Consider the following 23,701-nt stretch of genomic DNA (forward strand, 5'->3'; position numbering starts at 1 on the left):
CTTCCTCCCGTACCGCCCCGCTTCACCGCACACCCACGATCTGACGAAGGAGACATCCCGTGCTCGACGGATGCACGCCATGGCCGGATGAGTATGCCGAGCGGTACCGCGCAGAGGGTTACTGGGCCGGCGAGACCCTGATCGACGTGCTGGAGTCCTCGGCCGCGCGCCACGGCTCCGCGACCGCGCTGGTCCAGGGGGATCTACGGGTCTCCTACGAGGAACTCGTGCTGCGCTCCCGCCGGGCGGCGGTCGGGTTCCGGGAGCTGGGCATCGCCCCGGACGACCGGGTGGTGGTGCAACTGCCCAACGTCGTCGAGTTCGTGGTGGTCTGCTTCGCCCTGTTCCGGCTCGGCGCCAAACCCGTGTTCGCGCTCCCCTCCCACCGGGCCAGCGAGATCCGGCACCTCCTGGAGATCTCCGGTGCGGCCGGCTACGTCCTGCCCGGTGTGCACCGCGGCTTCGACCACCCGGCGCTCGGCCGCCGGATGCGCGAAGAAGTCGGCACGCTGCGGCATCTGTTCACCCTCGACGAAGCGGCGGAGGGCGACGACCTGGTCACCCTCGCGGCCGTGGAGGCCGCGGGTGCCGCCGCCGATCCGTCCGGCACCGTCCCGCTCCCCGCCCCTGACCCCACCGATGTGGCGTTCTTCCTGCTGTCCGGCGGGACCACCGCACTGCCCAAGCTGATCTCCCGTACCCACGACGACTACGTGTACATGATGCGCGCGGCGGTCGAGGCGATCCGTCTCACCGGGGACGACGTGTATCTCGCGGTGCTGCCGGTCGAGTTCAACTTCACCTTCGGCTGTCCCGGTGTGATCGGCACCCTGTTGTCCGGCGGTACGGCGGTGCTCGCGGCGGACGCCACGCCGGAGCGCTGCTTCCCGGTCATCGAACAGGAGAGGGTCACCGTCACCTCGGTGGGCCCGAGCGTCGTCCAGCTCTGGCTGGACGCCGCGGAGTGGATGAAGCCGGACCTGTCCTCCGTACGCGCCCTGCAGATCGGTGGTTCCAAACTCCACCGGGACCTCGCGGCACGAGTCCGGCCCGAACTCGGCTGTGGGATACAGCAGGTCTTCGGCATGGCCGAGGGGCTGATCTGCTTCACCCGGGACGACGACCCCGAGGAGGCCCTGCTCACCACCCAGGGACGCCCGATCTCCCCGGCCGACGAGATGCGGATCGTCGACGACAAGGACCAGGACGTTCCGCCCGACACGATCGGCGAGCTGCTGACCCGGGGGCCCTACACGCCACGCGGCTACTACCGGTCCCCCGAGCACAACGCGCGGGCCTTCACCGAGGACGGCTTCTACCGCAGCGGGGACCTGGCACGGCTGACACCCGACGGGCGGCTGGTGATCGAGGGCCGCATCAAGGACCTCATCAACCGCGGCGGCGAGAAGGTGTCCGCCGGCGAGGTCGAGGGTCATCTGGAGACTCTGCCCGCGATCGCCCGTGCGGCGGTCGTCCCGGTGCCGGACGACTATCTCGGCGAGCGCATGTACGCCTTCATCGTCACCGTCGGCGCTGCGCCGACGCTGCCGGAGATCAAGGCCGCGCTGACCGAACGCGGGCTGGCCGCCTACAAGCTGCCGGACCGGGTGGAGGTGGTGGACGAACTGCCTCACACCGGTCTCGGCAAGATCGACAAGAAGATCCTGGCGGCCCGGGCCCGGGGCGAGACCACGCCCACCGCGGCGGTCTTCTTCAGCCCCCTCTCCGGAGGCACGGGCACGGACCGCCCCGCGCGCTGACACAGAGCCACGACAGACACAGAAGGGCACCACCATGGCCGACGAGCCGGTCTCCACCCCTGATCAGGTACGCAGCGCCGTCGCGGCGCTGATCGGCACCGCCCCGCAGGACATCCCGGGAGACGCCAACCTCGTGTTCCTAGGGCTCGGTTCCCTGGACGTCATGCGGCTGAGCAGCCGCTGGCGCCGCGAGGGCCTGCCGGTGGAGTTCGAGGTCCTGACCGCCGACCCGACGATCGACAACTGGGTGCGCCACCTCGACTCCCTGCGTCCGCACTCCGACTGACCACCTGCTGAAAAGGAGAGCAGTCATGGCAGCTCCGGCCATTCCCGAGATCTCGTCGTACCCCATGCCGACCGCCGCCGAACTGCCGGAGAACACGGCGAACTGGACGGTCGACCCGCAGCGCGCCGTGCTCCTCGTGCACGACATGCAGCACTTCTTCCTCCGGCCCTTCCCTGCCGGACGGCCGCCGGTGACCGACCTGGTCGGCAACGTCACCCGGCTCCGGGAAGCCGCCGCGGCGGCCGGCGTCCCGGTGGCGTACACCGCTCAGCCGGGCGACATGACCGACGAACAACGCGGTCTGCTCAAGGACTTCTGGGGTCCGGGAATGAGCGGCGATCCCGCGCAGCGGGGCGTACCCGATCAGTTGGCGCCCGGCCCGGACGACACCGTCCTGGTCAAGTGGCGGCCGAGCGCGTTCTTCCGGACACCGCTGCTGGACCTGCTGCGTGAGCGAGGGCGGGACCAGCTGGTGCTGTGCGGCGTCTACGCCCATGTGGGCATCCTCCAGACCGCCTGCGAGGCGTTCGCGCACGACATCCAGACGTTCCTGGTCGCCGACGCCGTCGCCGACTTCTCCGCCGCGGACCACCGGATGGCCGTCGGCTACGCGGCCGGCCGCTGCTCCATGGTGGTGCCGACCGCGACCGTGTCGAACGCCCTGGGGGCCATAGTCACGGGAGGGGCGCGGTGACCGGCGGCGACACCGGCGGCAGTCTGCTGGGCAGGCTGACGGGCGGGGCGCCGCCACCCTCGTTCGCCCTGCTGCACCGGCCGGAGGCGTCGGGCGCGGGCCTGATCGACCTGCTCGTCGGTGATGTGTCCGAGGTCGGTTCGACGGCGGACCTCCCGCTGTCGCCGGAGAGCGGCAACAGCCGGCACGACCTTCTGGCCCTGCTGCCGTTCCGGCAGATCTCGGAGCGCGGCTACGAGCACAACGACGACGGCGAACCACTGCTCGTCATGCAGCTCACCGAGCAGGCCGCCGTGCCGGCCGACGAGGTGCTGACGGGGCTCCCGGACCTGCCCATCGAGGTGGGCGACGGCGGTTTCGACACCGACGACGACGAGTACGCCGACGTGGTACGGCAGATCATCACCGACGAGATCGGCGCCGGTACCGGCGCCAACTTCGTCATCAAGCGCACGTTCGTCGCGCAGATCGCGAACTGGTCGGCGCAGACCGCGCTGACGTTGTTCGGCCGGCTGCTGCGCCACACCTCCGGCGCCTACTGGACGTTCCTGATCCGGGTGGGCGGTCGCACCTTCATCGGCGCGAGTCCGGAGCGCCACCTCACGCTGGACCGGGGCACGGCGGTCATGAACCCCATCAGCGGCACGTACCGCTACCCGGGTTCCGGTCCCTCCCTCGAAGGGGCGCTGGAGTTCCTGGCCGACCGCAAGGAGGCCAACGAGCTCTACATGGTCGTGGACGAGGAACTCAAGATGATGTGCCGGGTGTGCGACGGCGGCGCCCGAGTGATCGGACCCCGGCTGCGCGAGATGCCCCACCTCGCGCACACCGAGTACTTCATCGAGGGGCAGGTCACCCGGGACGTCCGCGAGGTCGTCCGAGAGACGCTGTTCGCGCCGACCGTCACGGGCAGCCCGCTGGAGAGCGCCTGCCGCGTCATCGCGAAGTACGAGAACGGCGGGCGGGGCTACTACGCGGGCGTGGTCGCCCTGCTGGGCCGGGACTCCGAGGGAGGACAGCGGCTGGACTCGGCCATTCTCATCCGGACCGCCGACATCGACCAGGCCGGGCGGCTGCGTCTGGGCGTGGGCTCGACCCTGGTGCGCGACTCCGATCCCCGGGCCGAGGCGGACGAGACCCGCGCCAAGGCGTCGGGCCTGCTCGCCGCCCTGTACGCGGATCCCGCCGCGACCGCGGACACGGCGCGGTCACCGGCCGAGATGCCCGGGCTGAGTGCCCTGCCGGAGGTGGTCAGCGCGCTGGCCGCACGGAACGCCCCGATGGCCGGCTTCTGGCGGCGGCCCCCGGGGTTCCGGGGCGCCCGGTCGTCACTGTTGTCCGGACGCAGGGCCCTGCTCATCGACGCGGAGGACACCTTCACCGCGATGGGCGCGGCGATGATGTCCGACCTCGGCCTGGACGTGACCGTGCGCCGTTTCGACGAGGAGTACCGCTTCGAGGGCCACGACCTGGTCGTCGTGGGGCCCGGTCCCGGGGATCCGCGCGACACCAACCACCCGAAGAACGCGCATCTGCGGGAGGTGACGCGACGCCTGCTGGACACGGACACGCCGTTCCTCTCGGTCTGCCTGGGGCACCAGGCACTGAGCGGTGTCCTCGGGCTGGAACTGGTCCGCAGATCCGTGCCCAACCAGGGGGCGCAGCGGGAGATCGACTTCTTCGGGCGCAAGGAGGCCGTGTACTTCTACAACACCTTCGCCGCCGTCAGCCCGTGGGAGTCCTTCCCAGGCCCGCCGGCCCGGCCGGGCCCCGTCGAGGTGTCCCGGGACCCCGAGGACAACGAGGTGCACGGCCTGCGCGGCCAGGGGTTCTCCTCGGTCCAGTTCCATCCGGCGTCAGTGATGACGCGCGACGGCTCGGCCATCCTCGACCGGATGCTCTCGGACCTGCTGCGTACGGTATGACCCCCCGGCCCCGGCCGTCGGACGGCCGGGGCCGCTCCTGGGTCCGGGCAGCCGCATGGCGTGCCCTTTCGGGCACGCCATGTGCCTGCTCGGCCGCACCGCGCGGGACCCGTCTCAGGCCTCGTCCGCCCCGACCCGCCCGGAGCGCCTCCCCACCGCGGCGAGTCCCGGGAGGTCGGCACGAGGCTGCGCCGGGCCGGCGTCCGGGACTCGCCGCATCGGTCCACGGGCCGGTGCCGGGCCGTTCCCGAAGCCGTCCGCCGACAGCCTGGTGTCGAGACGCTGTGCGAGATCGGCCCGCATGGTGACCCCGAGCTTGCCGTAGGCGCGATGCAGATGGTTCTCCACCGTGCGCACCGATACGCCCAGCCGGTCGGCGACGTCCTGGTTGGAGAGCCCGGAAGCGGCGAGCGCCGCCACCTCCCGCTCCCGGCCGGTGAGTTCGGCCGACGGTTCCGATCCCTGTTTGTCCAGCGCGGCCCACACCGGCAGCGTGCCCCCGAAGCGCTGCAGCAGTTCCTGGCACTCGGTCCGGGTGGCCCGGCTCCTGCGGTGCCGCCCCGCCGCACGGTGGGCCCGGCACGCCTGCGCCGACGCCTCGGCGGCCAGCGGCAGCAGGCCCATGGCCTCGAACCGCTCGGCAAGCGCGGAGAGCGCGTCCCCGTCAGCGTCGGCCAGCGCCCGTACGTGCTCGGCCTGCAGTTCGGCGAGGCCGGAGTCGAGGTGCTCGGCCAGGGCGGAGGCCCGCTCGACGACCGCGCGGGCCTCTCCGATGCGGGCCACCAGGTGCAGCGCCGTCAGTGCCTGGAAGGCGCGGCCGGCGGCGGCCGCGCGCTCGCCGAGTTCCAGTGCGCCGTGCAGCGCGCCGGTGAGGTCTCCGACGTGGGCGAGGACCAGCGCCCGCTCCATGGCAACCCCGTCCGCGGCGAGCGGGTACCGCACGGTGCCGCTCTCCTCGGAACGGACCTCGACGAGGACACGCATCGCCTCTGCGTGCTCGCCCGCCTCGGCCAGCGCGCCGGCCATCTGAGCCAACCGCCACGCCTTGGTGGTGAGCCAGTCACGCGTGTCCGGCGGCGCGCTGACCTGGCGCAGCAGACCGATGCCCTCGGCGTACCGGCCGGAGCTGCGGTACAGCCGTGCCCGTACCGACGCGGTCCACAGGGCGCCGGGCCGGTCGTCGTCCGGGGCCGCGGGCAGGCCGTCCAGGATCGCGCCCGCCACCGCCACCGCACCGGTCTGGAGCGCGGCGCAGGCCGCGACCAGTTGGTGGGACAGCCGGGCCTCGTCGCTCCAGATACCCGGTTCGGGACGGCACCGCTGGAGGAGGGCGAGCGCACCGACCGCGTCGCCCAGTTCGTTGCGGGCGAAGGCGGCGGGTGGCAGTACCCGCTGGACCACGGCCGGATCGCGGGGTTCGGCGAGCACCGTCTCCCCCATGGCGGCGGCCTCCTCCAGCCGGTCGCCCAACAGCATCATGACGGTCTGGGCGCCCTGCAGCAGCCCTCGGCCGGTCTCGGGAGCGGCCGTGACCGCCTCGTCGAGGACGGCCTCGGCATCCTGGACGAGGCGCAGTCCCCAGGCCAGGTTCTCCGAGCGTGCCTGCACGGCCTCCGCCCATACCGCGGTGGTGGTCGGGCCCTCCTCGGCGGACATGCCGGCGAACAGCGTCTCGGCCTCGACATGACGCCCCTGGCCCTCCAGCGCCCGGCCGCGCAGCAGCATGAGCGTGGGGATGTCGGCGTCGGGCAGCGGAAGGGCGAGCAGGCACAGCCGCTCGGTGAGCGCGAAGTCCAGATGGCGCAGCGCGGTCCTCGCGGCGGACTGGAGCTGGTCGGCGCACGGCAGTTGTCCGGCATCGATCCGCAGGACGACCATGCGCAGTACGTCGTCGTCCCGACGCAGGCCGGTGTCCTCCAGCGCGTCGGCGAGTCTGCGCCGCAGCCGCAGGCCGGTCAGTTCGGGCAGGCTGGAGACGAGGACGGGCCGGTAGAGAGGGTAGGCCAGCCGCAGGCGCAGTCGCAGGCCGCTGAGTTCGGCGGTGATGAGGCCCCGTCTGTCGAGCGTCTCCACGGCGTGGGTCAGTTCCGCGACGGCGGACAGCTCCGCTTCGAGCGGTTCGGCGAGGGCGATCATCTGTACGAGCCGGCGCTCGTCCGGCGAGAGGTGGCCGAGCCGCAGGTGCACCAGGTCCGCCAGGCGCGCCGCGGGTCTGCCGTTCAGGCCGCCCCACAGCCAGGTGCCGTCCTCGCTGTGGAGGCTGCCGTCGGCGAGCGCGGAGTCGGCGAGTTCCGTCAGGAGGAGGGCGTTCCCCTGGGTGAAGGACCACAACCGTTCCAGCGCCGCCGCGGCGACATGTCCGCCGAGCTTCGCGTGGACGACGTCGGCCGCCGCCGACCGGTCGAGTTCCGCGATCTCCATCCGCTCCACCAGCCGCTCCACCCAGAGCCTGTTGACGCCGTCGGGCGCGGGGACGCCGGCCCGGACGGTGGCCACCAGGGTCAGCCGCCCCTCGGCGACACCTGCCCGCAGTCGTGCCGCGAACGCCGGAGCCAGGCAGTGCGCGTCGTCGAGTCCGAGGACGAACCGCCCCTGGAGACCGTCCGCGGCAGGTGTCCGGCGGCCGGGGAAGGCGTCGTCGAGGAGGTGCCGGGCGACGGCGTTCTGCTCGCCGCCCTGTCCGCTCGCCCATCCGGTGAACAGCAAGGACACGTCCGCCCCGCAGATTCCCGCCCCGCTGACCAGCCTGACCTCGGCGCCCTTCTCCGCGGCGCGCCGCAACGAGGCGCGCAGCAGCCGGCTCTTGCCGACGCCGGGCTCCCCGGTCAGCAGGGCGCCGTGCCCGCGGGCGACCGCCGCCTCGATCCTGTCCAGTTCGGTGTTGCGGCCGGCCATGGGCCACTCGGTCACCGTGTCTTCCGACATCACTCAGTGCCGCCCGTCCCGTTCAGGTCTCTGTCCGTCACACCGGCTCCCCGTGGGCGTCATACGTGGATGACTCCCTGGGCGACGACGACGGCGGCCCCGCCCACCTCGATGGAGGTGATCCGGTCCGCGGTGCCCTCGGCCCTGGCGATCATCGTCGACGGGCGGCCCATCTCGACGCCCTGGAGGATCTCGATCTCGCGGCCGAACTTGCTGAGGCCGTGCCGTGCGACGTGGACCGCCAGCGGTCCGGCGGCCGATCCGGTCGCCGCGTCCTCGGCCACACCGTACGCGGGCGAGAACATCCGGCTCCGCCAGTGCCCGTCCCCCGGGGCGAAGCAGTTCGCCGCCATGTCGGGAAAGCGGGCGAGCACACGGAGGTCGGGCCGGACGGCGGACAGGGCGGCCACGTTCTCCAGCCCCACGAAAACGTGCCGCGGCCCGTTCCGGTAGGCCTCCACCGGCAGGGTGGACGACGTCAGACCGAGCCCCTCCAGCAGTTCGTCGGCGTGCTCGTACGGTTCCCAGGTGGGAATCGGCTGCTGCATGCGGACGGAGGTGACCCTGTCGCCCTCACGGTCGAGGTCGAAGGGGATCGTGCCCATGGCGGTCTCCAGCAGCAGCCGATCGCCCTTGAACGTCCGGCCGAGGACGACGGCGGTGCCCAGCATCGGGTGGCCCGCGAACGGCAGTTCGTTCACCGGAGTAAAGATTCGGATGCGCGCGTCACCGCCCTTCTCGGCGGGGAGCACAAAGGTGACCTCGGAGAGGTTCATCTCTCTGGCAATTCTTTGCATACGCACGTCAGGAATGTCGTGCGCGTCGAAGAAAACGGCGACCGGATTTCCTTCCAGTGGCGTGTCCGTGAAGGCGTCCGCGACTACGTAACTATGCATATCGGTGAAGCTACCAGCGCCGTCGCCCTACCGACAGCTTTCACCCCCACAGCACCGGCCGAACACCTCCGGCTGTGAGCGACATATAGAAAAAATATAGCCTCCGCTCTCTCAAATATAGCCTTGAATTACATGCTGACAGCTCGATACCGTCAGTGGGTACGAAATGCCAAGGAGGGATTTCGGTGACCCGTAGCAGTAGAATCGGCACCTCAGAATCCTTACCCGAAAATCCAGAGAATGCCGTCGAAGCGTCTTTCGAGGAGATCGAGACGGCGCCGGTGAGTGCACTGATCCCGGGGTACTCCCCACGCATCGGCGGCGAGATCACCAGCCATGTGCAGGCGCTCGCCGAGACGGAGGGGACGCTCCCTCCCATCACCGTCCACCGGCCCAGCATGCGGGTCATCGACGGGATGCACCGGGTGCGCTCCGCGATCCTCCGGGGCCAGCAGACGATCCGGGTCCGGTACTTCGACGGCACCGAACAGGATGCCTTCGTCCTCGCCGTCCGGCTGAACGTCACACACGGCCTGCCGCTCACCCTCACGGAGCGCCGAAGAGCCGCCGCGCGCATCGTGGTGTCGCACGCGCAACTGTCGGACCGGGCCATCGCCTCCCTCACCGGGCTGTCCGGCAAGACGGTGGGCGAGATCCGCAAACGCACCGCCGAGGGAGCACCCCAGCCACTCGCCAGAGTCGGCCGGGACGGACGCACCCGGCCGCTGAACACCGAGCTCGGCCGACGGCTGGCCGCCGAGTACCTCAGCGCCAACCCGGGCGGCTCACTGCGGGAGGTCGCCAGAGTGGCCGGCATCTCGCCGGAGACCGTGCGTGACGTCCGGGACAAGCTCAGCCGCGGCGAGGACCCCATACCCGTGCGGCAGCGCTTCTCCCCGGCGGCGGAGGCCGCGAAGGACCGGACCCCACCGGCGAAGGACGGGACTCAGGGCCCCCGGCGCTTCGGCTCCCCCGCGACCGTCCACCGGATGCCGACCGACGGCCGGTCCGCCCTGGCCGCCCTGCGCAAGGACCCCTCACTGCGGTTCACGGAGGCCGGCCGGATCCTGCTGCGTCTCCTGGACCCCCACATCATGTTCGCCGACCGCCGTGAGCAACTGATCAAGGACCTTCCCGAGCACACCCTGGGCATGCTCTCGAAAGCCGCGCAGCAGTATGCCGCCTCATGGAGCGAGATCGCGGTCGTACTTGAGGAGCGGGCCCGGCAGGCGGCCCTCAACCCGCAGTCGTCCACAGAGATACGCATCAGCTGACAAGGAGTCACCATGCCGCGAGAGGCCAATCCGGTCCTGGAACTGCCGTTCGACGTCCGGCCCGACCCGGACGAGTTCATCCAGGCCGCGATGGACTGGCACTTCAGTCCGGAGACCGGATCCCCCTACTGGCTGGAGCGCGCCAAGAAGCTCGACTTCGACCCGCGGGCCGACGTCAAGGGCTTCGACGACCTCAAGCTCTTCCCGAACATCGTCAACGAACTGCGGGACACCCCCGCCCAGGATCTCGTACCGCGGGGCTACGGCGACGCCCCCGACATCGTGGGCGTCTACGAGAGCGGCGGCACCACCGGCGCCCCGAAACGGGTTGTGTGCCTGGCCGACTGGATGGACCGTCTGGTGGCCTGGAGCCTGGTCAATCTGGACGCGCACGGCTTTCCGCGCGGTGCGAACTGGCTCGGGGTCACCCCCACCGGTCCGCACATCGTCGGCGAACTGTTCTCCCGCTCGGCAGCCGCCCACGGTTCCCTGAGCTTCCCGGTCGACCTCGATCCGCGCTGGGTGAAGCGACTCATCGCCGCGGGCCGGACCGACCAGGCGGACGCCTACGCCGAACACGTCATCGACCAGGCCGCGTTCGTGCTGCGCACCCAGGACATCGGCGTCATGGCCATCACTCCACCGCTCCTGGAACGACTGGCCCGCCGGGACGAACTCGTCGACCTGGTCAACCAGAAGGTACGGGCGATCAGGTGGGGCGGCACGCAGATGGACGCGGACTCCCGCTACCTCTACCGCACCGAGGTCTTCCCCGACACGCTGCTCTACGGCCACTACGGCAGCACCATGATCCTGGGGATCGCCGGACAGCGTCCCGGCCTCGGCGACGACGGTCCCTGCGTCTTCGACACGTTCTCGCCCTACGTCACCTTCTCGGTCGTCAACCCCGAGACCAGAAGGACCGTTCCCTACGGGGAGCGCGGCCAGGTGGTGATGAACCACATCAGCAAGTCGCTGTTCCTGCCCAACAATCTCGAACGCGACCTGGCGACCCGGATCGAGCCGCTGCCCGGGCAGATCGGTGACGCGGTGGCCGACATCGCCCCCGTCACGCACTTCGAGGACGAGGCCGTCATCGAGGGGGTCTACTGATGACACGGTCGCCCGCCGACATCGTCACACTGGACGCACTGGGCCCCGCCGGCGCTTATGCCTCGCGCGGTCACCAGGAGATCAAGGACGTGGCCGGCAACCCGGTCGCCCGACTGGGTCTCGTACCGACGCTCTTCGTGACCCGTGCCATGACCGCCCTCCACAAGTCGGCCCGGCTGCCGGTGGACGACCGGATCGCCGCCATCACCCGCGCCGGCGAGCTGTTCGCCACCGCCACGCTCGGCGGCCTGTCGGTGGCCGAGTACGAGTACCGGGTCAGCCGGGTCTCCGGGCTGCCCCTCTCGGTGGTCCGGGCGGCCACCCGCACCGCCGCGCACCGTGCCGCACACGTGCACGAAAGCGTGCAGTACGCCCGGCCCGCCGGATCGGTCGGTGACTGGCGCGACCCCCTCACCCGCTCCGGCCGCGCCGTGTGGAGCCGGCGCGGGGAGGTGCTCGCCGTCCATGTGTCCGGCGTGCACCCGGGGGCGCACAGCCTCTGGCTGGAGGCGCTGGCGCTGGGCTTCAAGGTGGCGGTACGGCCCACCCGACGGGAACCGTTCACCGCGCACCGGCTCGTCACGGCGTTGTGGGAGGCGGGGTTCGACACCGACCACGTCATTCTCCTGCCGACCGAGCAGGAGGCAGGCGAGGCCGTCCTGCGCGGTGCCGACCTGGCGTACGGCGGCGACGACGTGATCCGCAGGTTCGCCGGGGAGAGCACCGTGCTGCCTCAGACGCCGGGCCGCTCGAAGGTCCTGCTGACCGCCGGCACCGACTGGCGTACCCATCTGGACATGATCGTCGACTCGGTCGCCCATCACGGCGGAACCGGCTGCGTGAACGCCACCGCCGTACTGGTCGAGGGCGACCCCGCCCCGGTGGCCGAGGCCATCGCCGCGCGGTTGGGGGCCCTTCCCAGTCTGCCCCCCGAGGACGAGAAGGCGGTCCTTCCGGTCCAGGCCCGGATGCCCGCCAGGGCCCTCGAACGGTACGTTCTGAACAACGCGGCCGGAACCCGCGCCTGGCTGGGCGGTGACGGTTTCATCGACGAACTGGAGGACGGCAGCGCGGTCGTGCGGCCCACCGTCCACCAGCTCGACAGCCCCACCGCGCCGCAGGCCGACCTCGAACTGCCCTTCCCCTGCGTCTGGGTGGCGCCCTGGACACCCGAGGCGGGGCTGGAACCGCTGCGGGACACGCTGGTCCTCACCGCTGTCACCGACGACGCGCGGCTCATCGACGACCTGGTGAACGAGCCGACGATCGGCAATCTCTACATCGGTGAGCACCCCACCCACTGGACCGACATCGGCATGCCCCACGACGGGTACCTCTCCGATTTCCTCATGCGCACGAAAACCGTGATCCGAGGCTGAACGCGTCTGCGAAGGACCTGAGGACGCCGGTGGGCGCCGCCCCGGGAAGGGGTGGCGCCCACCGGCGTCCGTGTGCCGCCTCAGGGCTGGAGGCGGGAAACGCTCCAGCCGTCGGCGGTCCGGGTGTAGAGCAGCCGTTTGTGCAGACGGTCCTTGCTGGCGTGCCAGAACTCCACGGCTTCCGGCGCCAGGTGGTAGCCGGCGAAGGTCGCCGGCCGGGGCAGCGGACCTTCGAGACCGGTGAGCCGCTCGATCTCCGCGCGCAGCGCCGGCATGTCGTCGAGCGGGTCGCTCTGCCGCGAGGCGGACGTCACCACCTTCGCGTCGGCCGGCCGTACCGCCCACAGCGCGTCGGACTCCGCGTCGGTGAGCCGCGTGATGGGGCCGCTGAGGACGATCTGCTGGTCGGTCTCCCGCCAGTACAGGACGGCCGAGCCCCAGGCGGTGACTTCTATGTCACGACCCTTGGGGCTTCCGACGTGCGTGGTGAACACGAAACCGTCGGAGGTCAGCCGGCCGAGTTGGATGATCCGGTTCGACGCGCGTCCCCGGGCGTCGGCGGTGGCCAGAGCCAGCGCGCCCGGCTCCCGTACGTCGTTCTCCGCCGCGTCGGCCAGCCAGGTACGGAACAGGTCCAGCGGGTCATCGGGCGGTGTTCCGGAGTCCGACAGCGCGTCGGCGGACAGCGGAACGGTCTTCTGGTGCGTCACAGCCATGCAGGTCTCCGTATGTCCGGCCGTTCACTTCTCCAGGGCCAGTCCCAGCCCGGCGAGGGCGGGCAGGGAATGGCCGCCCTCCGCCACGGCCTCGATGTCGAACCAGGCCCGGAACGTGGGCGGGTATCCGATGAGTTCGGCGGCACTCCTCGGATGGGGCGGGGCTGCGGCCTCCGCCGACTCCCACACCAGTACCGCTCCCCAGCGGTTGTTCTCCCGGTCGGCGATCCAGAGCTTCAGTGGCAGGCCCCGCACCGAGGTCCACGCCTCCACGGCCTCGTCCCGCAGGAAGTCCCGCATCGAGTCGATGGTCTGGTCGGAATCGTCGAGATCCCACCAGGCGATCATGGTTCTCACAATGCCCGCACCTCTCCCCTTCGTCACGTCACGCGGCATTTCACCACGTCAGGTGGGAATTCCCTCGCGCTTGATCTCCGGTACCGGAATGCTCAGGGCCCGCAGCTGCTCGAAGGGGTTCATGAACTCCCGGTTCTGCACGACCTTCCCCTCCGACAGCAGGAACGAGTGCAGGAAATGATTCTGGTAATATCCCTCGGGATATCCGGGAAAGAGAATCTTCCCCTTGCCGTCGCATTCGACCCAGAATCGGTTCGGGTCCTGCGTCTCGAAGACCTCGATGTTGTACCAGACCCAGTCGGGGAAGCATTGCAGGGACCATACGGCGTGCTCGCCCAGCCGGTCCCGGCCCCGGATGACGATCGGCTCGCCGGTGTCGGTGGTCCACAGCCCGCCGCTGCCGTCCTCGGTGAAGAGCAGATGCCGTGCGAGCCGGTCCTGCCCCGTGGTGTGCATGTACTTCTCAACCGTTTCCCGGTTGATTCGCCGGAGTTCGGCGTCGTCGTCGAATCCCTGCCGCTTGGCATCAGACATGGATGATGCTCCCAAAGGTAGCCATCACGGAACGTCGTCCTCGCCATCCTGGCGTCGGCGGCTATATCCGAGGCCATGCGGGCCATTATTTTTCTATACACCACGACGTGCCGACCGAAGTCGCGCGTTCGCACCGCCGGCCTGCGCACTTCACGACGTGCGTCCCGTCAATGCCTCCGACGAAGCCTCTGGTGCTTGACCAGGAGGCCGGGGCCGTACCGCGGGCGCCGCTGGGGCCGGGTCCGACGCGGCGACGGCCAACGAGGGGCATTACTCGGCGCTGGGTGAGGTCAGTGCGTGCGCCTGGGATGTTCCGGGGGTCGGATACTCGTGCGTGTGCTTGACGTCTTTGGCGGTGTCGCCCCCGGCGTGGTGCTGTATGTCGGTCAGCCGGTTGCCTGCCTTGTCATAGGTGTACGACTGCCAGTACGGGGCGGGGCGGGCGAGCTTGGTGGCGGAGGGGGCGGTTTCCGCCAAGCCGCGCTGGGACCTGGCCGTCGACGAAGGGGAGCGCGAGCACTGTCTGCCGCGTCACCGGGTACTGCACATTCCGACCCGGGCTCCAGCACAACGAATACCGCGCATGCCGAAGGACGCTCCCCGCCAACTACGGCTTGGCCGACGAGGTGATCGGCGATCCGGCCGGGGACGCAGAGTCCGGCACCCCCGTGTAGTCGGGCAGCTCGACACCGTTGATCGCGCGCCCGACCAGCTCGGTGAACCATTCGCCGGCGAAATCGGGGAGCGGTTCGGCGTCCGGCCCGGGGACGGCACGGCTGCGGGCGTTCAGCCGGCCGATCTCCTGGTTGGCCTCGACGAACGGGCGCATCCGTGCCTCGTAACGGGCGAACCCGGTGTCGGGGTCCCATCCGGCAGCGGCCAGCTCACCTGCCAGCAGGTAGGCACCGACCAGGGCCAGCCCGGTGCCCTGCCCGGACATCGGCGACGAGCTGAACGCCGCGTCCCCGAGCAGCCCCACCCGGCCCTTCGACCAGCGGTCCATCACCACTTGGGCGACCTGGTCGAGGTAGAAGTCCGGAGTGTCGTCCAGGTGCGCGAGGATGTCCGGGGTCAGCCAGCCCAGGCCCGCCATCCGCTTGACCAGCAGGGCCTTCTGGGCTGCGACGTCACGGTGGTCGACGTCGAAGTCGGCCGAGGCGAAGGAGAAGATGGCCATCGCCCGGGTGGCATCCTGGATGGGCCGCAGGAGGGCGGCGCGCCCGGACTCCTGATCCTGGTACTCCAGCAGCCAGCGGTCCAGCCCGAACGCGTTGGGCACACTGCAGAAGGCCAGCACGTGGCCCAGGTGGCGGAGGAACCGCTCATGCGGTCCGAAGACCCTCGCCCGCAGCTCCGAGTGCACCCCGTCCGCCCCGACCACCAAGTCGAAGCGCCGCCGGCTACCGCCCGCGAAGACCACGTCGACCCCGTCCGCGTCCTGGGCGAGCCCGGCGATTCGGTCACCGAAGACGTACTCGACGCCGTCGCGGGTGTCGTCGTAGAGCACCTGGGACAGGTCCCCGCGCAGGATCTCGATGTCCGCGATGAACCCGTCGCCCCCGTCGTCGTCGGCACGGAAGGTCTCCAGCACCTGCCCGTCCGCGTCCACGGTGTGCGCGCCGGCGGTGTCGGTGCACGCCGCGCGCACCGCCGCGTCCAGCCCCATACGCCCGATGACCTCCCTGGCGACCCCGCGCGCATCCACCGCCTGTCCGCCGGGACGCAGCCCGGGAGCCCACTCCACCACGGTCACCTCAGCTCCCCGCCGGCGCAGCCAGTGGGCCAGCGCGGGTCCCGCGACACTCGCCCCCGCCACCAGCACCCTGGGACCGCTCACTCGCGCCTCCTGCCTGCCCGTGCGGATCGCGTGCCCCGGGTGGGAGTCCTCGACGCTCATCACAGCCTCCATCTGCTTCCTTCCACACCGGAACGTCCCCAGCGCAGACCCACCGCTGTCGGTGCATCCAGCCGTACCGACCACGGATCCGCACAGAACTCATCGGTCACAGCAGACATTGATGAGAAACGCCAACTCCCATGACGGTCACGTCAACCCAGACTGCCGCAAACCAGCCTGTCAGGATCATGCACGTGGTCCGACGACCGTGAACGTGCGGCCCCACCGACCTGGCGGCGGGCTGCGGGCGTACCCGGACGGGTGAGTTGGTGCCCGGTGAGAGCCTCGCCGGGTGCGAACACGTGCTGACAGATGTGGGTCCCATTCAGGCAACTCATCCGTCCGAACCCGGCCTGCTCGTCCTCGTCGTGGCCGGCCAGGACGACGCCACCGTGAACGCGTTCCAGAGAGCGCTCGCCCGCACCTGGGCCGCGACCGTCGACCATCCCACCCGCGACGGCGGGCCGGACCGGCGTACGCCTGCGCACGCACGTCGATGTCCGACAGCCCCGCACTTCGAACCCGCCCGAACAGACGCTGGAGGCCCGGTCCGTCACTACGGGGGGAACGCCGGGCTCGGGGCCAGGTCGAGCAGAATCCTTCGCTGCCGCGGCACACGACTCGGGGTAGCCAAATTTGGCTAACACACCCGAGGCGGAGTACGTTTCCCGCAGTAGACAAATTTGGCTACCCAGGCGGAAGGGGTTGGATGAAGCCGCTAAGACTTCTGGTCCTGGGAGCGCTGCGCAGGCGCGGTCGCGCACACGGCTATCAGATCCGCGCGGATCTGGAGTCCTGGGGCGCACATGAGTGGTCCACCGCCACATCGGGTTCGGTGTATCACGCGCTCAGGAGCATGGCCGGACAGGGCCTGCTGGCGGCGACGTTCGATGGGGATCCCTCGGTCGCCGCGGGCCCACCGAGAATCGAGTACGAACTGACGGAAAAGGGTGAGCAGGAGTACCTCGGCCTCCTGCGCCGGGCCTTGGCCGACCGCGAGCCGAGGCTGGACGTCCTGTGTGCCGCGGTGGGCCTGATCGAGGACCTGCCCCGGGGGCAGGCTCTGCAGGTCCTGCGCACCCGGGCCGACGCGATGCGCGACTGGCGCACCGGCATCACCGCACACCTGCCCGCGGACACGGAGCTGGACACCTGGGGCCCGGTGGGCGAGGTCATCTCGCTGTGGCTGGCGACCGCCGATACCGGCGCCCAGTGGACCCGGCGGCTGATCCGCCGCCTGGAAGAGGGCGATTTCAGCATGGCCGGTGAGCCCGGTTCCCCCACCCGCCACCCCGCGCAGCCGGCCGAGTAGCGAACGCGAGCATCGACGAAACCTTCCCTTCGAGACGGAGCAATGTCATGGCCCACGAGATAACCGTCCCGCTGCTTCCGTGCGGATCCATCGACGAGATCGTCGAGTTCTACACCATGCTCGGCTTCACCCGGACCTACTACCAGGTCCGCCCGAACCCGTGTGTGGGCCTGCAACGAGAAGACCTCCAGCTGCAGTTCTTCGGCATGCCAGGCTTCAGGCCCGAGGACTCCTACGGCAGTTGTGTGGTCGTCGTGCCCGACACCCAGCAGCTCTTCGAAGCATTCGCCGCGGGCATGCGCACGGTCCACGGCAAGCTCCTGGTCTCCGGGATCCCGCGGATGACCCGCCCGCGGAAACGCAAGAACGCCGACCACCAGTCCGGGTTCACGGTCATCGACCCCGGCGGGAACTGGATCCGGATCTTCCCCTCCCCGGGTACCGGCGCCACCGGTGCGCCCGCGGTAGGCAAGCTGGCCAAGGCGCTGGAGAACGCCGTCGTGCTCGGCGACTCCAAGGGCGACAATCAGCAGGCGGCGAAGATCCTGGACGTCACGCTGGCTCGGGAGCAGGACGGCGCACCCGCCGCCGAACTGATCGAGGCGTTGGTCTACCGCGCCGAACTCGCCATCCGCGCCGACGACACCACCGCCGCAGTCGATGCCCTCACCCGCGCCCGCGCCATCCCCCTCACCACAGCCGAACGCAGCGAACTCACCGCGCACCTGGCCGGCCTCGAAGACCTGGAGGCCGTCGTCGGACTCACGCCCTAGTGTCCTGCGTCAGGAATTCTTGGTTCAGATATCCGGCGGGACATTCAAGGATCTCGTTTGCGCTCTTCGTCCTGGGCGCCTCGGCAACGGCACCAGCCTCACCGGAGCCACCCGTGCACAGAAGACTGCTCGACGCCGCGGGCGACCAGCTCAGCAGCGTCCCCGGCGGTTTCATCAACCGCCCGGATTGCCTATGACGGTGACGTGCGCTCTCCTCGGTCGACCATGCCGAGCGCACGCGGCCGAGCCGCCGGCGCGGCCTCCAGTTCAGGCTGCTGCTCAAGCAGAGCCGTCCACTCGTCATCCGTGAGCGCGGCCCCGCCGCCGGCAGCGAGGTCGCCACGACCAGAGCCGGGGCCACGATCGTGTCGGTGGTGGTCATGAAACAGGATGGAATGCATGCCACCGTCTGCTCGCGGCTCCGACCGCGCGCCGGGCCCTCGTGGCCGTGCCGCCGTCTGCAGCGGGGAAGTGCCGTCGCGCACCCCGCAGAAGACCGGCGCACTCTGTGGACATGAGCGCAAACAGACCTCTGGGCCCACCACCGGGACCGACGTCGGATCACACGCAGCCCCCTGCCGTGAGTGCCTCATCCCGCCGCGGACGGCTCACGCACACCGTGGCCGCTCTCGGCGGACTACTGGTGGGAGTCCTGATCGGCATCGTCGGGTCGACAGGCGGCAAGGACTCTCCTTCCGCGACAGCAACCGTGACCGCCACGGCAACGGCGACGGGCGCACAGGCGAGTGCCGCTTCCCCCAAAACCACCACCGGGTCGCGGCAGGAGGCCGCGTCCAAGGAAGGGATTCCCGGCGATGGAACCTTCCTGGTGGGCAAAGACATCGAGGCCGGCACCTACCGCAGCGAGGGTAAGAAGGCGTACGGCTGCTACTGGGCGCGCCTGAGCGACACAACCGGCGAAACGGGCGCCATCATCGCCAACGGCAACGCCCAGGGCCCGGCTATCGTCAAAGTCGCCGCAGGCGACCAGGCGTTCCAGACCACCGACTGCAAGCCCTGGAAGAAGGTCGGCTAGCCACCGGCCGACGGAGCTCCGCTCCCGGGCCCTCACTCGAACTGGGCACGCGCGGGCGCCTGTACCGCCACGCTGTTCAGTCGAGCGCGTCGGGCGAGGCAGTATCCGCGTGACCTGCCCCCAGACTGCGCCGGGCTCTCGGTGGCGTGGGGCGAAGGCTCCCCACGACCCCACGGGCCCGCAACGCATCGAGGTCTGCGATGCGGGCACCGGGCAGCGCGTCAAGAAGGTCGGCCTGGGTGGCGCGGACGCCCGGGGCAGGAGCCTCGGGGCCGGCGCCCAGCGTGCGGCGGGTGATCACAACGATCATCGTACGGGCGCGTCGGGTCCGGATTCAGCGGGTTGCCTCGGTCTTGGGATCAACGGCGGTGCAGCATTCGGAGCGTCGGCATCTGCGGGGCGTGCAGCGACCGTTCCCGCACAGGACGAGGTCCCGCGAGGGTGCGGGACATCGTCGCTGAACGCCAGCCTGGAGGCTGAGACGAGGCCGGTCGTCAGACACTACCGACGGCTCTGGGCACCGACGGCAATGCCATCCTGCCGAGCGCCTGACTCACTTCGGCCCAGGCCGAGGACCTGCCCCACCTGTACGCCTTGACCAAGCCTGAGGTGGTCACCCGCAGCGCCTCCACGCCCGCCGCGAGCATCACCCTCTCCCGGTCGGCGGGCCTCGACGCTGTCTCTCCCGGAGCCGATGTTCAGCACATCGACCGGTTGCTCACAAAGGAGTACTCATGCAAGAGTAGTCGTATGTCATCGATCAGGTTGTTCATCCTCGACACGTTCGCGAGGAACGGCGAGATGCACGGGCACAAGGTGCGCCTCCAAGCCGAGCGGGAACATCTACACCTGTGGACGGACGTGTCCGTGGGCAGCCTGTACCAGGCGATCAAGCGCCTGCTGACCGAGGGCTTGCTCGAAGAGGTCAGGACCGAGAAGGAGGGCAACCTGCCCGAACGCCAGGTGTACGGCATCACCGGTGAAGGACGGCTGCGTCTCAAGGAACTCCAGTCCGAGAGTCTGCGCCACATCTGGATGAAGCCGGACCCGTTCGACCTGGCCCTCACCCGCCTGGACCCGGAGAAGCTGGACGGACTCCACACGGTGATCGCATCCCGGCTGGATGAACTCGCCTCCATGCTCTCGGACACCGAGGCGCTGAATGCCAACGCCATTGACGGCGGCTACCTGACGGTGAGCGAGGCACTGGCGGTCAGTCACAGTGCGCACAGGCTGCGCGCCGAGATCGCCTGGCTCCAGGAGGTCCTGGACGCGGTGCCCGAGATTGTCACCGATGAACGGACCCGTCAGCCCGACACCCTCTGAACCACCGGATTCCGCCCCTCTTGAACCGACCCGCGGCACAGTCAGCGCGGCATCGCCCGGTAAGGAGCACCCCCCCCCATGTCCGAACACATCGAACCCTTCACCCTGTCCGTGCCGGAGGAACAGCTGACCGACCTGCGTGAGCGGCTATCCCGCACCCGGTGGCCCGATCCAGAGACCGTCCTGGACACCAGCCAGGGACCGCAGCTGGCGAAACTCCGCACGCTGCACGACTACTGGCTCAACACCTACGACTGGCGGCGGTGCGAGAAGACCCTCAACGGCTTCGGCCAGTCCCGCACCGTCATCGACGGTCTGGGCATTCACTTTCTCCATGTGCGCTCGCCCGAGCCGGACGCCCTGCCGCTGGTCATGACCCACGGATGGCCCAGCTCCGTCCTGGATTTCCACAAGGTCATCGGCCCCCTGACCGATCCCGCGGCCCACGGCGGTGACCCACGGGACGCCTTCCATCTTGTGGTGCCGTCGCTGCCGGGATTCGGGTTCTCCGACCGACCTACGGAACCCGGCTGGGGATTCCCCCGGGTCGCCGATGCCTGGATCACGCTGATGGACCGGCTCGGCTACCGGCGGTGGGGCGCCCAGGGCGGCGATCTCGGATGCGCGGTCACCGACGAGATCGGTCGCAAGGCCCCCGAGGGATGCGTCGGGCTGCACCTCAACTTCGCCATGTTCCCGCCAACGCCCGACGAGATCCGGGACGCCACCGAGCATGAGCAGGCAATGCTCGACAGCGCCGCCTACTTCTGGGAGAACCTCTCGGGCTACGCCAAGGAGCAGGCAACCCGCCCTCAGACCATCGGCTACTCCCTCGCGGAGTCCCCCATCGGCCTGGCTGCCTGGATCTACGCGATGTTCCAGGACACCTGCGGCACACCGGGGGACGCGGAAGCGTCATTCACCCTGGACGAGCTGCTCGACGACATCATGCTCTATTGGCTCCCCAACACCGGGACGTCCTCTGCGCGGACCTACTGGGAAATGGCACGGTCGGCACGGCCCTCCGCGCCGAACACCGCCGCACCGATCGCGCTGCCTACCGGATTCAGCATGTTCCCGAAGGAGCACGTCCGGAAGTCCCAGCGCTGGGTGGAACGCCGCTACAGCAACGTCGTCCACTTCAACGAGCTCGAGGCGGGCGGGCACTTCGCAGCCCTGGAACAACCGGCACTCTTCGTTGACGAGGTCCGTACCACCTTCCGTTCCTTGCGCTGAGCGCACCGGCGGCACGGCACCTCCCACGACACCTCCCCCAAGAAGGGCGACACCTCATGACACCCCTGCCCGACGAACTCCTCAAATTGCTGAACCGTCCCAGCCCCTGCTTCATCGCCACCACCATGCCGGACGGCTCGCCCCAGCTCACCCAGACCTGGGTCGGCACCGATGGTGAACACATCCTCATCAACACCGTCGTGGGATACCGCAAAGCCAAGAACGTTCAACGCGACCCCCGTGTGGCTGTCAGCATCGCCGACCCCGATGACACCTCCCGCTACTTCTCCGTACGGGGACGCGTCACCAGCGCCACGACCGACGGCGCCGCCGAGAGCATCGAACACCTCGCCCAGAAGTACACAGGCCACTCCTACGCCGCGTACGGCGGCCCAGGACAGACCCGGCTCCTGCTGACCATCACCGTCGACTCCGTCATCCATTCCCCCAGGCCCTGATAGAACATCTCATTTGCCCAGCTTGACTTGTGGTGTGTCGAAGATCGTTGAGCGGCTGGTGCCCGACGAGTTGTGGGAGCTGTTCCAGCGGGTGGTTCCGGAGGCGCCGTTGCGGCCTCAAGGCGGCGGCCGGAGTCGGCATGGCGACCGTGAAGTCCTGGCGGCGATCGCCTTCGTGGCGACCTCGTGCTGCACTTGGCATCAGGTGCCGACCGCGTCGTTCGGCCCGTCGGGTGCGACTGCCGGGGCTCAGCGAGACAGGATACGGGGAGCTGTTGCCCCCCGGCCCCAAGGAGACTTCCGGGTCTCTGCGACAACTGTCTACTGGTAGCAGGGGGGTCCGCACAGCACGGTGAGCGTGCCACTGCCGCTGGTTGCCGTGGCGGGAACCTGGTGGAGTGTGGTCGTGGGGGTCTTGCTGGTTTCCCAGGGCATGGGAACAGCCACGGCCTGGGGGGCGAGGGCAGTGAAGGCTGCGGTGGTCACGAAGACGGCGGCTACCGCCCGCTTGCGCAGACGCATGGGGACTCCTCGATCAGTGATCGGCCAATGGGATCCGGCGGCCGGCACGTTCTTGGTCAGGCCGCCACGACTGGCTGCCAGTCTTTCTGCGATTCCGACGGCCCGACAACAGATTTCAGTGACGCCCAAATCCTTGGACATCGATCTCGGAACTGTGCCCTGAACACTTCGCGTCGCCGGGCGCTGCCGGTTTCTCTTCGCGATGCGATCGGCGAGCACGACGTCGTACACTCCCCCGAGCTGCCGCCCTCCTGGCTTTCCCGCTTGCCGCCACACCCGTCTCCGTCACGAGGCGCGCGCGGAGTTGCTGCCGCTGACCGACGCCGGCCAACTCCCGCCCACCGCAGCCGAGTCCCATGACGGACATCAGCTCACCGGTCTCCCGCCGACGTGCCTCAGCACGCCGAGCTGCCACGGCCGAACCCGTGGTCCCCTGGCCGAGAGATACGGACCGCCGCGGTCGGGGCAGAGGGACATGCCTCAGCCGGGCCGTTGCCCGCAGGCGGTGCGTCGGGTACCCGTCGAGGCTGCCCGGAACGGGGATGAGGTGGCCGATCCGGCACCGTGGCGCGGCCGGCGATGGCCGTGCTCGGGTGGCGTGAACTGCTCGAACGCTTGGGAGCCGCTGTTGTACTGCGGAGGTGACAGACCAAAAGCAGTGCACAGTAGTACGAACCGGCAGCTACCAGGGTGTTCAGGGCGGCACTTTCGCCACCGGCATCAGCGCCCAGTCCGCCGGCGCCCAGGCTCTGTGCCTCCACCAGCTGGTGATGCCCGCCGGCAGCAGGGGCCGCCCTCACCTGCACGAGGGACACGAGTCGGCCATCTTCATCCAGTCCGGACACGTCGAGGTCTGGCACGGCCCGGACCTCACCGAACACGTCACCCTGCACGCCGGCGACTACATCCACATCCCTGCCGACACCCCGCACCTGCCGGTCAACACCGGCGACCAGGACATGACCTGCCTGGTCGCCCGAACCGACCCACAGGAACAGGAAGGCGTCCGCCTCCTGGACCTTCCCGCCTGGCTGGCCACCCACATCGGCCCCCTGACCATCGGAAACGGCTAAGGTTCCTCGCTTCCAGCGCAGATCAGGCCGGTGTGGTCGGTGGGGGGGGCAGGAGGCGCGACGGAAGGCGGCAGCCGGGCCGATCGCACCGGGCCCGAACTTCGTACGGATGCGGTCGCTGACGGCCCCCGCGGTCAGCCGGTCCTCGCGCGCCTGGTCCAGGCTGGCCTGCTCCGCGACCTGGTCGGCGCCGGCCAGGTCCTCCCCCT

General features: G+C 69.8%; 24 protein-coding genes and 1 pseudogene. 16 read left to right on the forward strand and 9 right to left on the reverse strand.

Features of this window, described 5'->3' with window-relative positions:
- Window positions 1–59: 59 nt before the first annotated feature.
- From OHS59_RS00745 to OHS59_RS00760, 4 genes are read left to right on the forward strand one after another with little or no spacing between them, the layout of a single operon-like run.
- On the forward strand, window positions 60–1,760 hold the full coding sequence (locus OHS59_RS00745) for a (2,3-dihydroxybenzoyl)adenylate synthase (protein ID WP_328491423.1): 1,701 nt from the start codon (window positions 60–62) through the stop codon (window positions 1,758–1,760).
- 34 nt (window positions 1,761–1,794) lie between these two features.
- Window positions 1,795–2,046 (forward strand): phosphopantetheine-binding protein, encoded by a 252-nt coding sequence (locus OHS59_RS00750; RefSeq protein WP_328491424.1) that lies wholly within the window; start codon window positions 1,795–1,797, stop codon window positions 2,044–2,046.
- A 25-nt stretch (window positions 2,047–2,071) separates the two neighbouring features.
- Window positions 2,072–2,740, forward strand: coding sequence for an isochorismatase family protein (locus OHS59_RS00755; RefSeq protein ID WP_328491425.1), 669 nt, complete (start codon window positions 2,072–2,074; stop codon window positions 2,738–2,740).
- Window positions 2,737–4,665 (forward strand): anthranilate synthase family protein, encoded by a 1,929-nt coding sequence (locus OHS59_RS00760; protein ID WP_328491426.1) that lies wholly within the window; start codon window positions 2,737–2,739, stop codon window positions 4,663–4,665. The genes OHS59_RS00755 and OHS59_RS00760 overlap by 4 nt, the downstream gene beginning before the upstream one ends.
- A 114-nt stretch (window positions 4,666–4,779) precedes the next feature.
- Here the strand turns inward: OHS59_RS00760 and OHS59_RS00765 are convergent, their stop codons facing one another.
- Both OHS59_RS00765 and OHS59_RS00770 read right to left on the reverse strand, forming a co-directional pair.
- On the reverse strand, window positions 4,780–7,590 hold the full coding sequence (locus tag OHS59_RS00765; RefSeq protein WP_328491427.1) for a helix-turn-helix transcriptional regulator: 2,811 nt from the start codon (window positions 7,588–7,590) through the stop codon (window positions 4,780–4,782).
- 59 nt (window positions 7,591–7,649) lie between these two features.
- Window positions 7,650–8,486: a PhzF family phenazine biosynthesis protein gene (locus OHS59_RS00770; RefSeq protein ID WP_328491428.1), complete on the reverse strand. Its 837-nt coding sequence runs from the start codon at window positions 8,484–8,486 to the stop codon at window positions 7,650–7,652.
- Window positions 8,487–8,767: 281 nt separating this feature from the next.
- On the opposite strand from OHS59_RS00770, the gene OHS59_RS00775 reads away from it, so the two are divergent.
- The 3 genes from OHS59_RS00775 to OHS59_RS00785 are packed head-to-tail and all read left to right on the forward strand — an operon-like array spanning window position 8,768 to window position 12,252.
- Window positions 8,768–9,760, forward strand: coding sequence for a ParB N-terminal domain-containing protein (locus tag OHS59_RS00775; protein WP_328491429.1), 993 nt, complete (start codon window positions 8,768–8,770; stop codon window positions 9,758–9,760).
- Between the two features lie 12 nt (window positions 9,761–9,772).
- Entirely contained in the window at window positions 9,773–10,873 is a 1,101-nt protein-coding gene (locus tag OHS59_RS00780; RefSeq protein WP_328491430.1) for a phenazine antibiotic biosynthesis protein, read from the forward strand.
- Window positions 10,873–12,252 carry an aldehyde dehydrogenase family protein gene (locus OHS59_RS00785; protein WP_328491431.1) on the forward strand — a complete coding sequence of 460 codons (1,380 nt, stop codon included), beginning with the start codon at window positions 10,873–10,875 and terminating at the stop codon, window positions 12,250–12,252. Before OHS59_RS00780 ends, OHS59_RS00785 begins: the two co-directional genes overlap by 1 nt.
- Window positions 12,253–12,332: 80 nt before the next feature.
- Here OHS59_RS00785 and phzG read toward each other — a convergent pair whose 3' ends face one another.
- The 5 genes from phzG to OHS59_RS00810 all read right to left on the reverse strand — a co-directional run bounded on the left by phzG (window position 12,333) and on the right by OHS59_RS00810 (window position 15,756).
- Window positions 12,333–12,968: a phenazine biosynthesis FMN-dependent oxidase PhzG gene (gene phzG / locus OHS59_RS00790; RefSeq protein WP_328491432.1), complete on the reverse strand. Its 636-nt coding sequence runs from the start codon at window positions 12,966–12,968 to the stop codon at window positions 12,333–12,335.
- 24 nt (window positions 12,969–12,992) lie between these two features.
- A complete protein-coding gene (locus OHS59_RS00795; RefSeq protein ID WP_328491433.1) occupies window positions 12,993–13,316 on the reverse strand; it encodes a hypothetical protein in 324 nt (107 codons plus the stop codon).
- 57 nt (window positions 13,317–13,373) lie between these two features.
- A complete protein-coding gene (locus OHS59_RS00800) occupies window positions 13,374–13,859 on the reverse strand; it encodes a PhzA/PhzB family protein (protein WP_328491434.1) in 486 nt (161 codons plus the stop codon).
- Between the two features lie 270 nt (window positions 13,860–14,129).
- The gene (locus OHS59_RS00805; RefSeq protein WP_328491435.1) at window positions 14,130–14,336 is read right to left on the reverse strand and encodes a hypothetical protein; all 207 of its coding nucleotides are present in this window, start codon (window positions 14,334–14,336) and stop codon (window positions 14,130–14,132) included.
- Window positions 14,337–14,466: 130 nt separating this feature from the next.
- Window positions 14,467–15,756, reverse strand: coding sequence for an FAD-dependent monooxygenase (locus OHS59_RS00810; protein ID WP_328491436.1), 1,290 nt, complete (start codon window positions 15,754–15,756; stop codon window positions 14,467–14,469).
- Window positions 15,757–16,070: 314 nt separating this feature from the next.
- Between OHS59_RS00810 and OHS59_RS00815 the strand changes: the two genes are divergently transcribed.
- The 3 genes from OHS59_RS00815 (at window position 16,071) to OHS59_RS00825 (ending at window position 17,841) form a co-directional block, all read left to right on the forward strand.
- The gene (locus tag OHS59_RS00815) at window positions 16,071–16,400 is read left to right on the forward strand and encodes a DUF6207 family protein (protein WP_443061359.1); all 330 of its coding nucleotides are present in this window, start codon (window positions 16,071–16,073) and stop codon (window positions 16,398–16,400) included.
- Between the two features lie 65 nt (window positions 16,401–16,465).
- Entirely contained in the window at window positions 16,466–17,068 is a 603-nt protein-coding gene (locus OHS59_RS00820) for a PadR family transcriptional regulator (protein ID WP_328491437.1), read from the forward strand.
- Window positions 17,069–17,115: 47 nt separating this feature from the next.
- Complete coding sequence (locus OHS59_RS00825; protein WP_328491438.1) at window positions 17,116–17,841, forward strand: VOC family protein; 726 nt, start codon at window positions 17,116–17,118, stop codon at window positions 17,839–17,841.
- Here OHS59_RS00825 and OHS59_RS00830 read toward each other — a convergent pair.
- Window positions 17,831–18,223, reverse strand: a complete 393-nt coding sequence (locus tag OHS59_RS00830) for a hypothetical protein (RefSeq protein WP_328491439.1) — start codon at window positions 18,221–18,223, stop codon at window positions 17,831–17,833. The genes OHS59_RS00825 and OHS59_RS00830 overlap by 11 nt on opposite strands.
- A 261-nt stretch (window positions 18,224–18,484) precedes the next feature.
- On the opposite strand from OHS59_RS00830, the gene OHS59_RS00835 reads away from it, so the two are divergent.
- From OHS59_RS00835 to OHS59_RS00855, 5 genes and pseudogenes are all read left to right on the forward strand, one after another.
- Window positions 18,485–18,877: a hypothetical protein gene (locus OHS59_RS00835; protein ID WP_328491440.1), complete on the forward strand. Its 393-nt coding sequence runs from the start codon at window positions 18,485–18,487 to the stop codon at window positions 18,875–18,877.
- Window positions 18,878–19,627: 750 nt separating this feature from the next.
- On the forward strand, window positions 19,628–20,203 hold the full coding sequence (locus OHS59_RS00840) for a PadR family transcriptional regulator (protein WP_328491441.1): 576 nt from the start codon (window positions 19,628–19,630) through the stop codon (window positions 20,201–20,203).
- Between the two features lie 78 nt (window positions 20,204–20,281).
- On the forward strand, window positions 20,282–21,439 hold the full coding sequence (locus tag OHS59_RS00845) for an epoxide hydrolase family protein (protein ID WP_328491442.1): 1,158 nt from the start codon (window positions 20,282–20,284) through the stop codon (window positions 21,437–21,439).
- A 56-nt stretch (window positions 21,440–21,495) separates the two neighbouring features.
- A complete protein-coding gene (locus OHS59_RS00850; RefSeq protein WP_328491443.1) occupies window positions 21,496–21,897 on the forward strand; it encodes a PPOX class F420-dependent oxidoreductase in 402 nt (133 codons plus the stop codon).
- A 34-nt stretch (window positions 21,898–21,931) separates the two neighbouring features.
- Window positions 21,932–22,141: pseudogene (locus OHS59_RS00855) on the forward strand (transposase); the annotation flags it as partial.
- 77 nt (window positions 22,142–22,218) lie between these two features.
- On the opposite strand, the gene OHS59_RS00860 reads toward OHS59_RS00855, so the two are convergent.
- Window positions 22,219–22,419 carry a hypothetical protein gene (locus OHS59_RS00860; RefSeq protein ID WP_328491444.1) on the reverse strand — a complete coding sequence of 67 codons (201 nt, stop codon included), beginning with the start codon at window positions 22,417–22,419 and terminating at the stop codon, window positions 22,219–22,221.
- Window positions 22,420–23,060: 641 nt separating this feature from the next.
- Between OHS59_RS00860 and OHS59_RS00865 the strand changes: the two genes are divergently transcribed.
- On the forward strand, window positions 23,061–23,492 hold the full coding sequence (locus tag OHS59_RS00865; RefSeq protein ID WP_328491445.1) for a cupin domain-containing protein: 432 nt from the start codon (window positions 23,061–23,063) through the stop codon (window positions 23,490–23,492).
- Window positions 23,493–23,701 lie beyond the last annotated feature (209 nt).

Source organism: Streptomyces sp. NBC_00414 (assembly GCF_036038375.1).
In the GTDB taxonomy this organism is placed as follows: Bacteria; Actinomycetota; Actinomycetes; order Streptomycetales; family Streptomycetaceae; genus Streptomyces.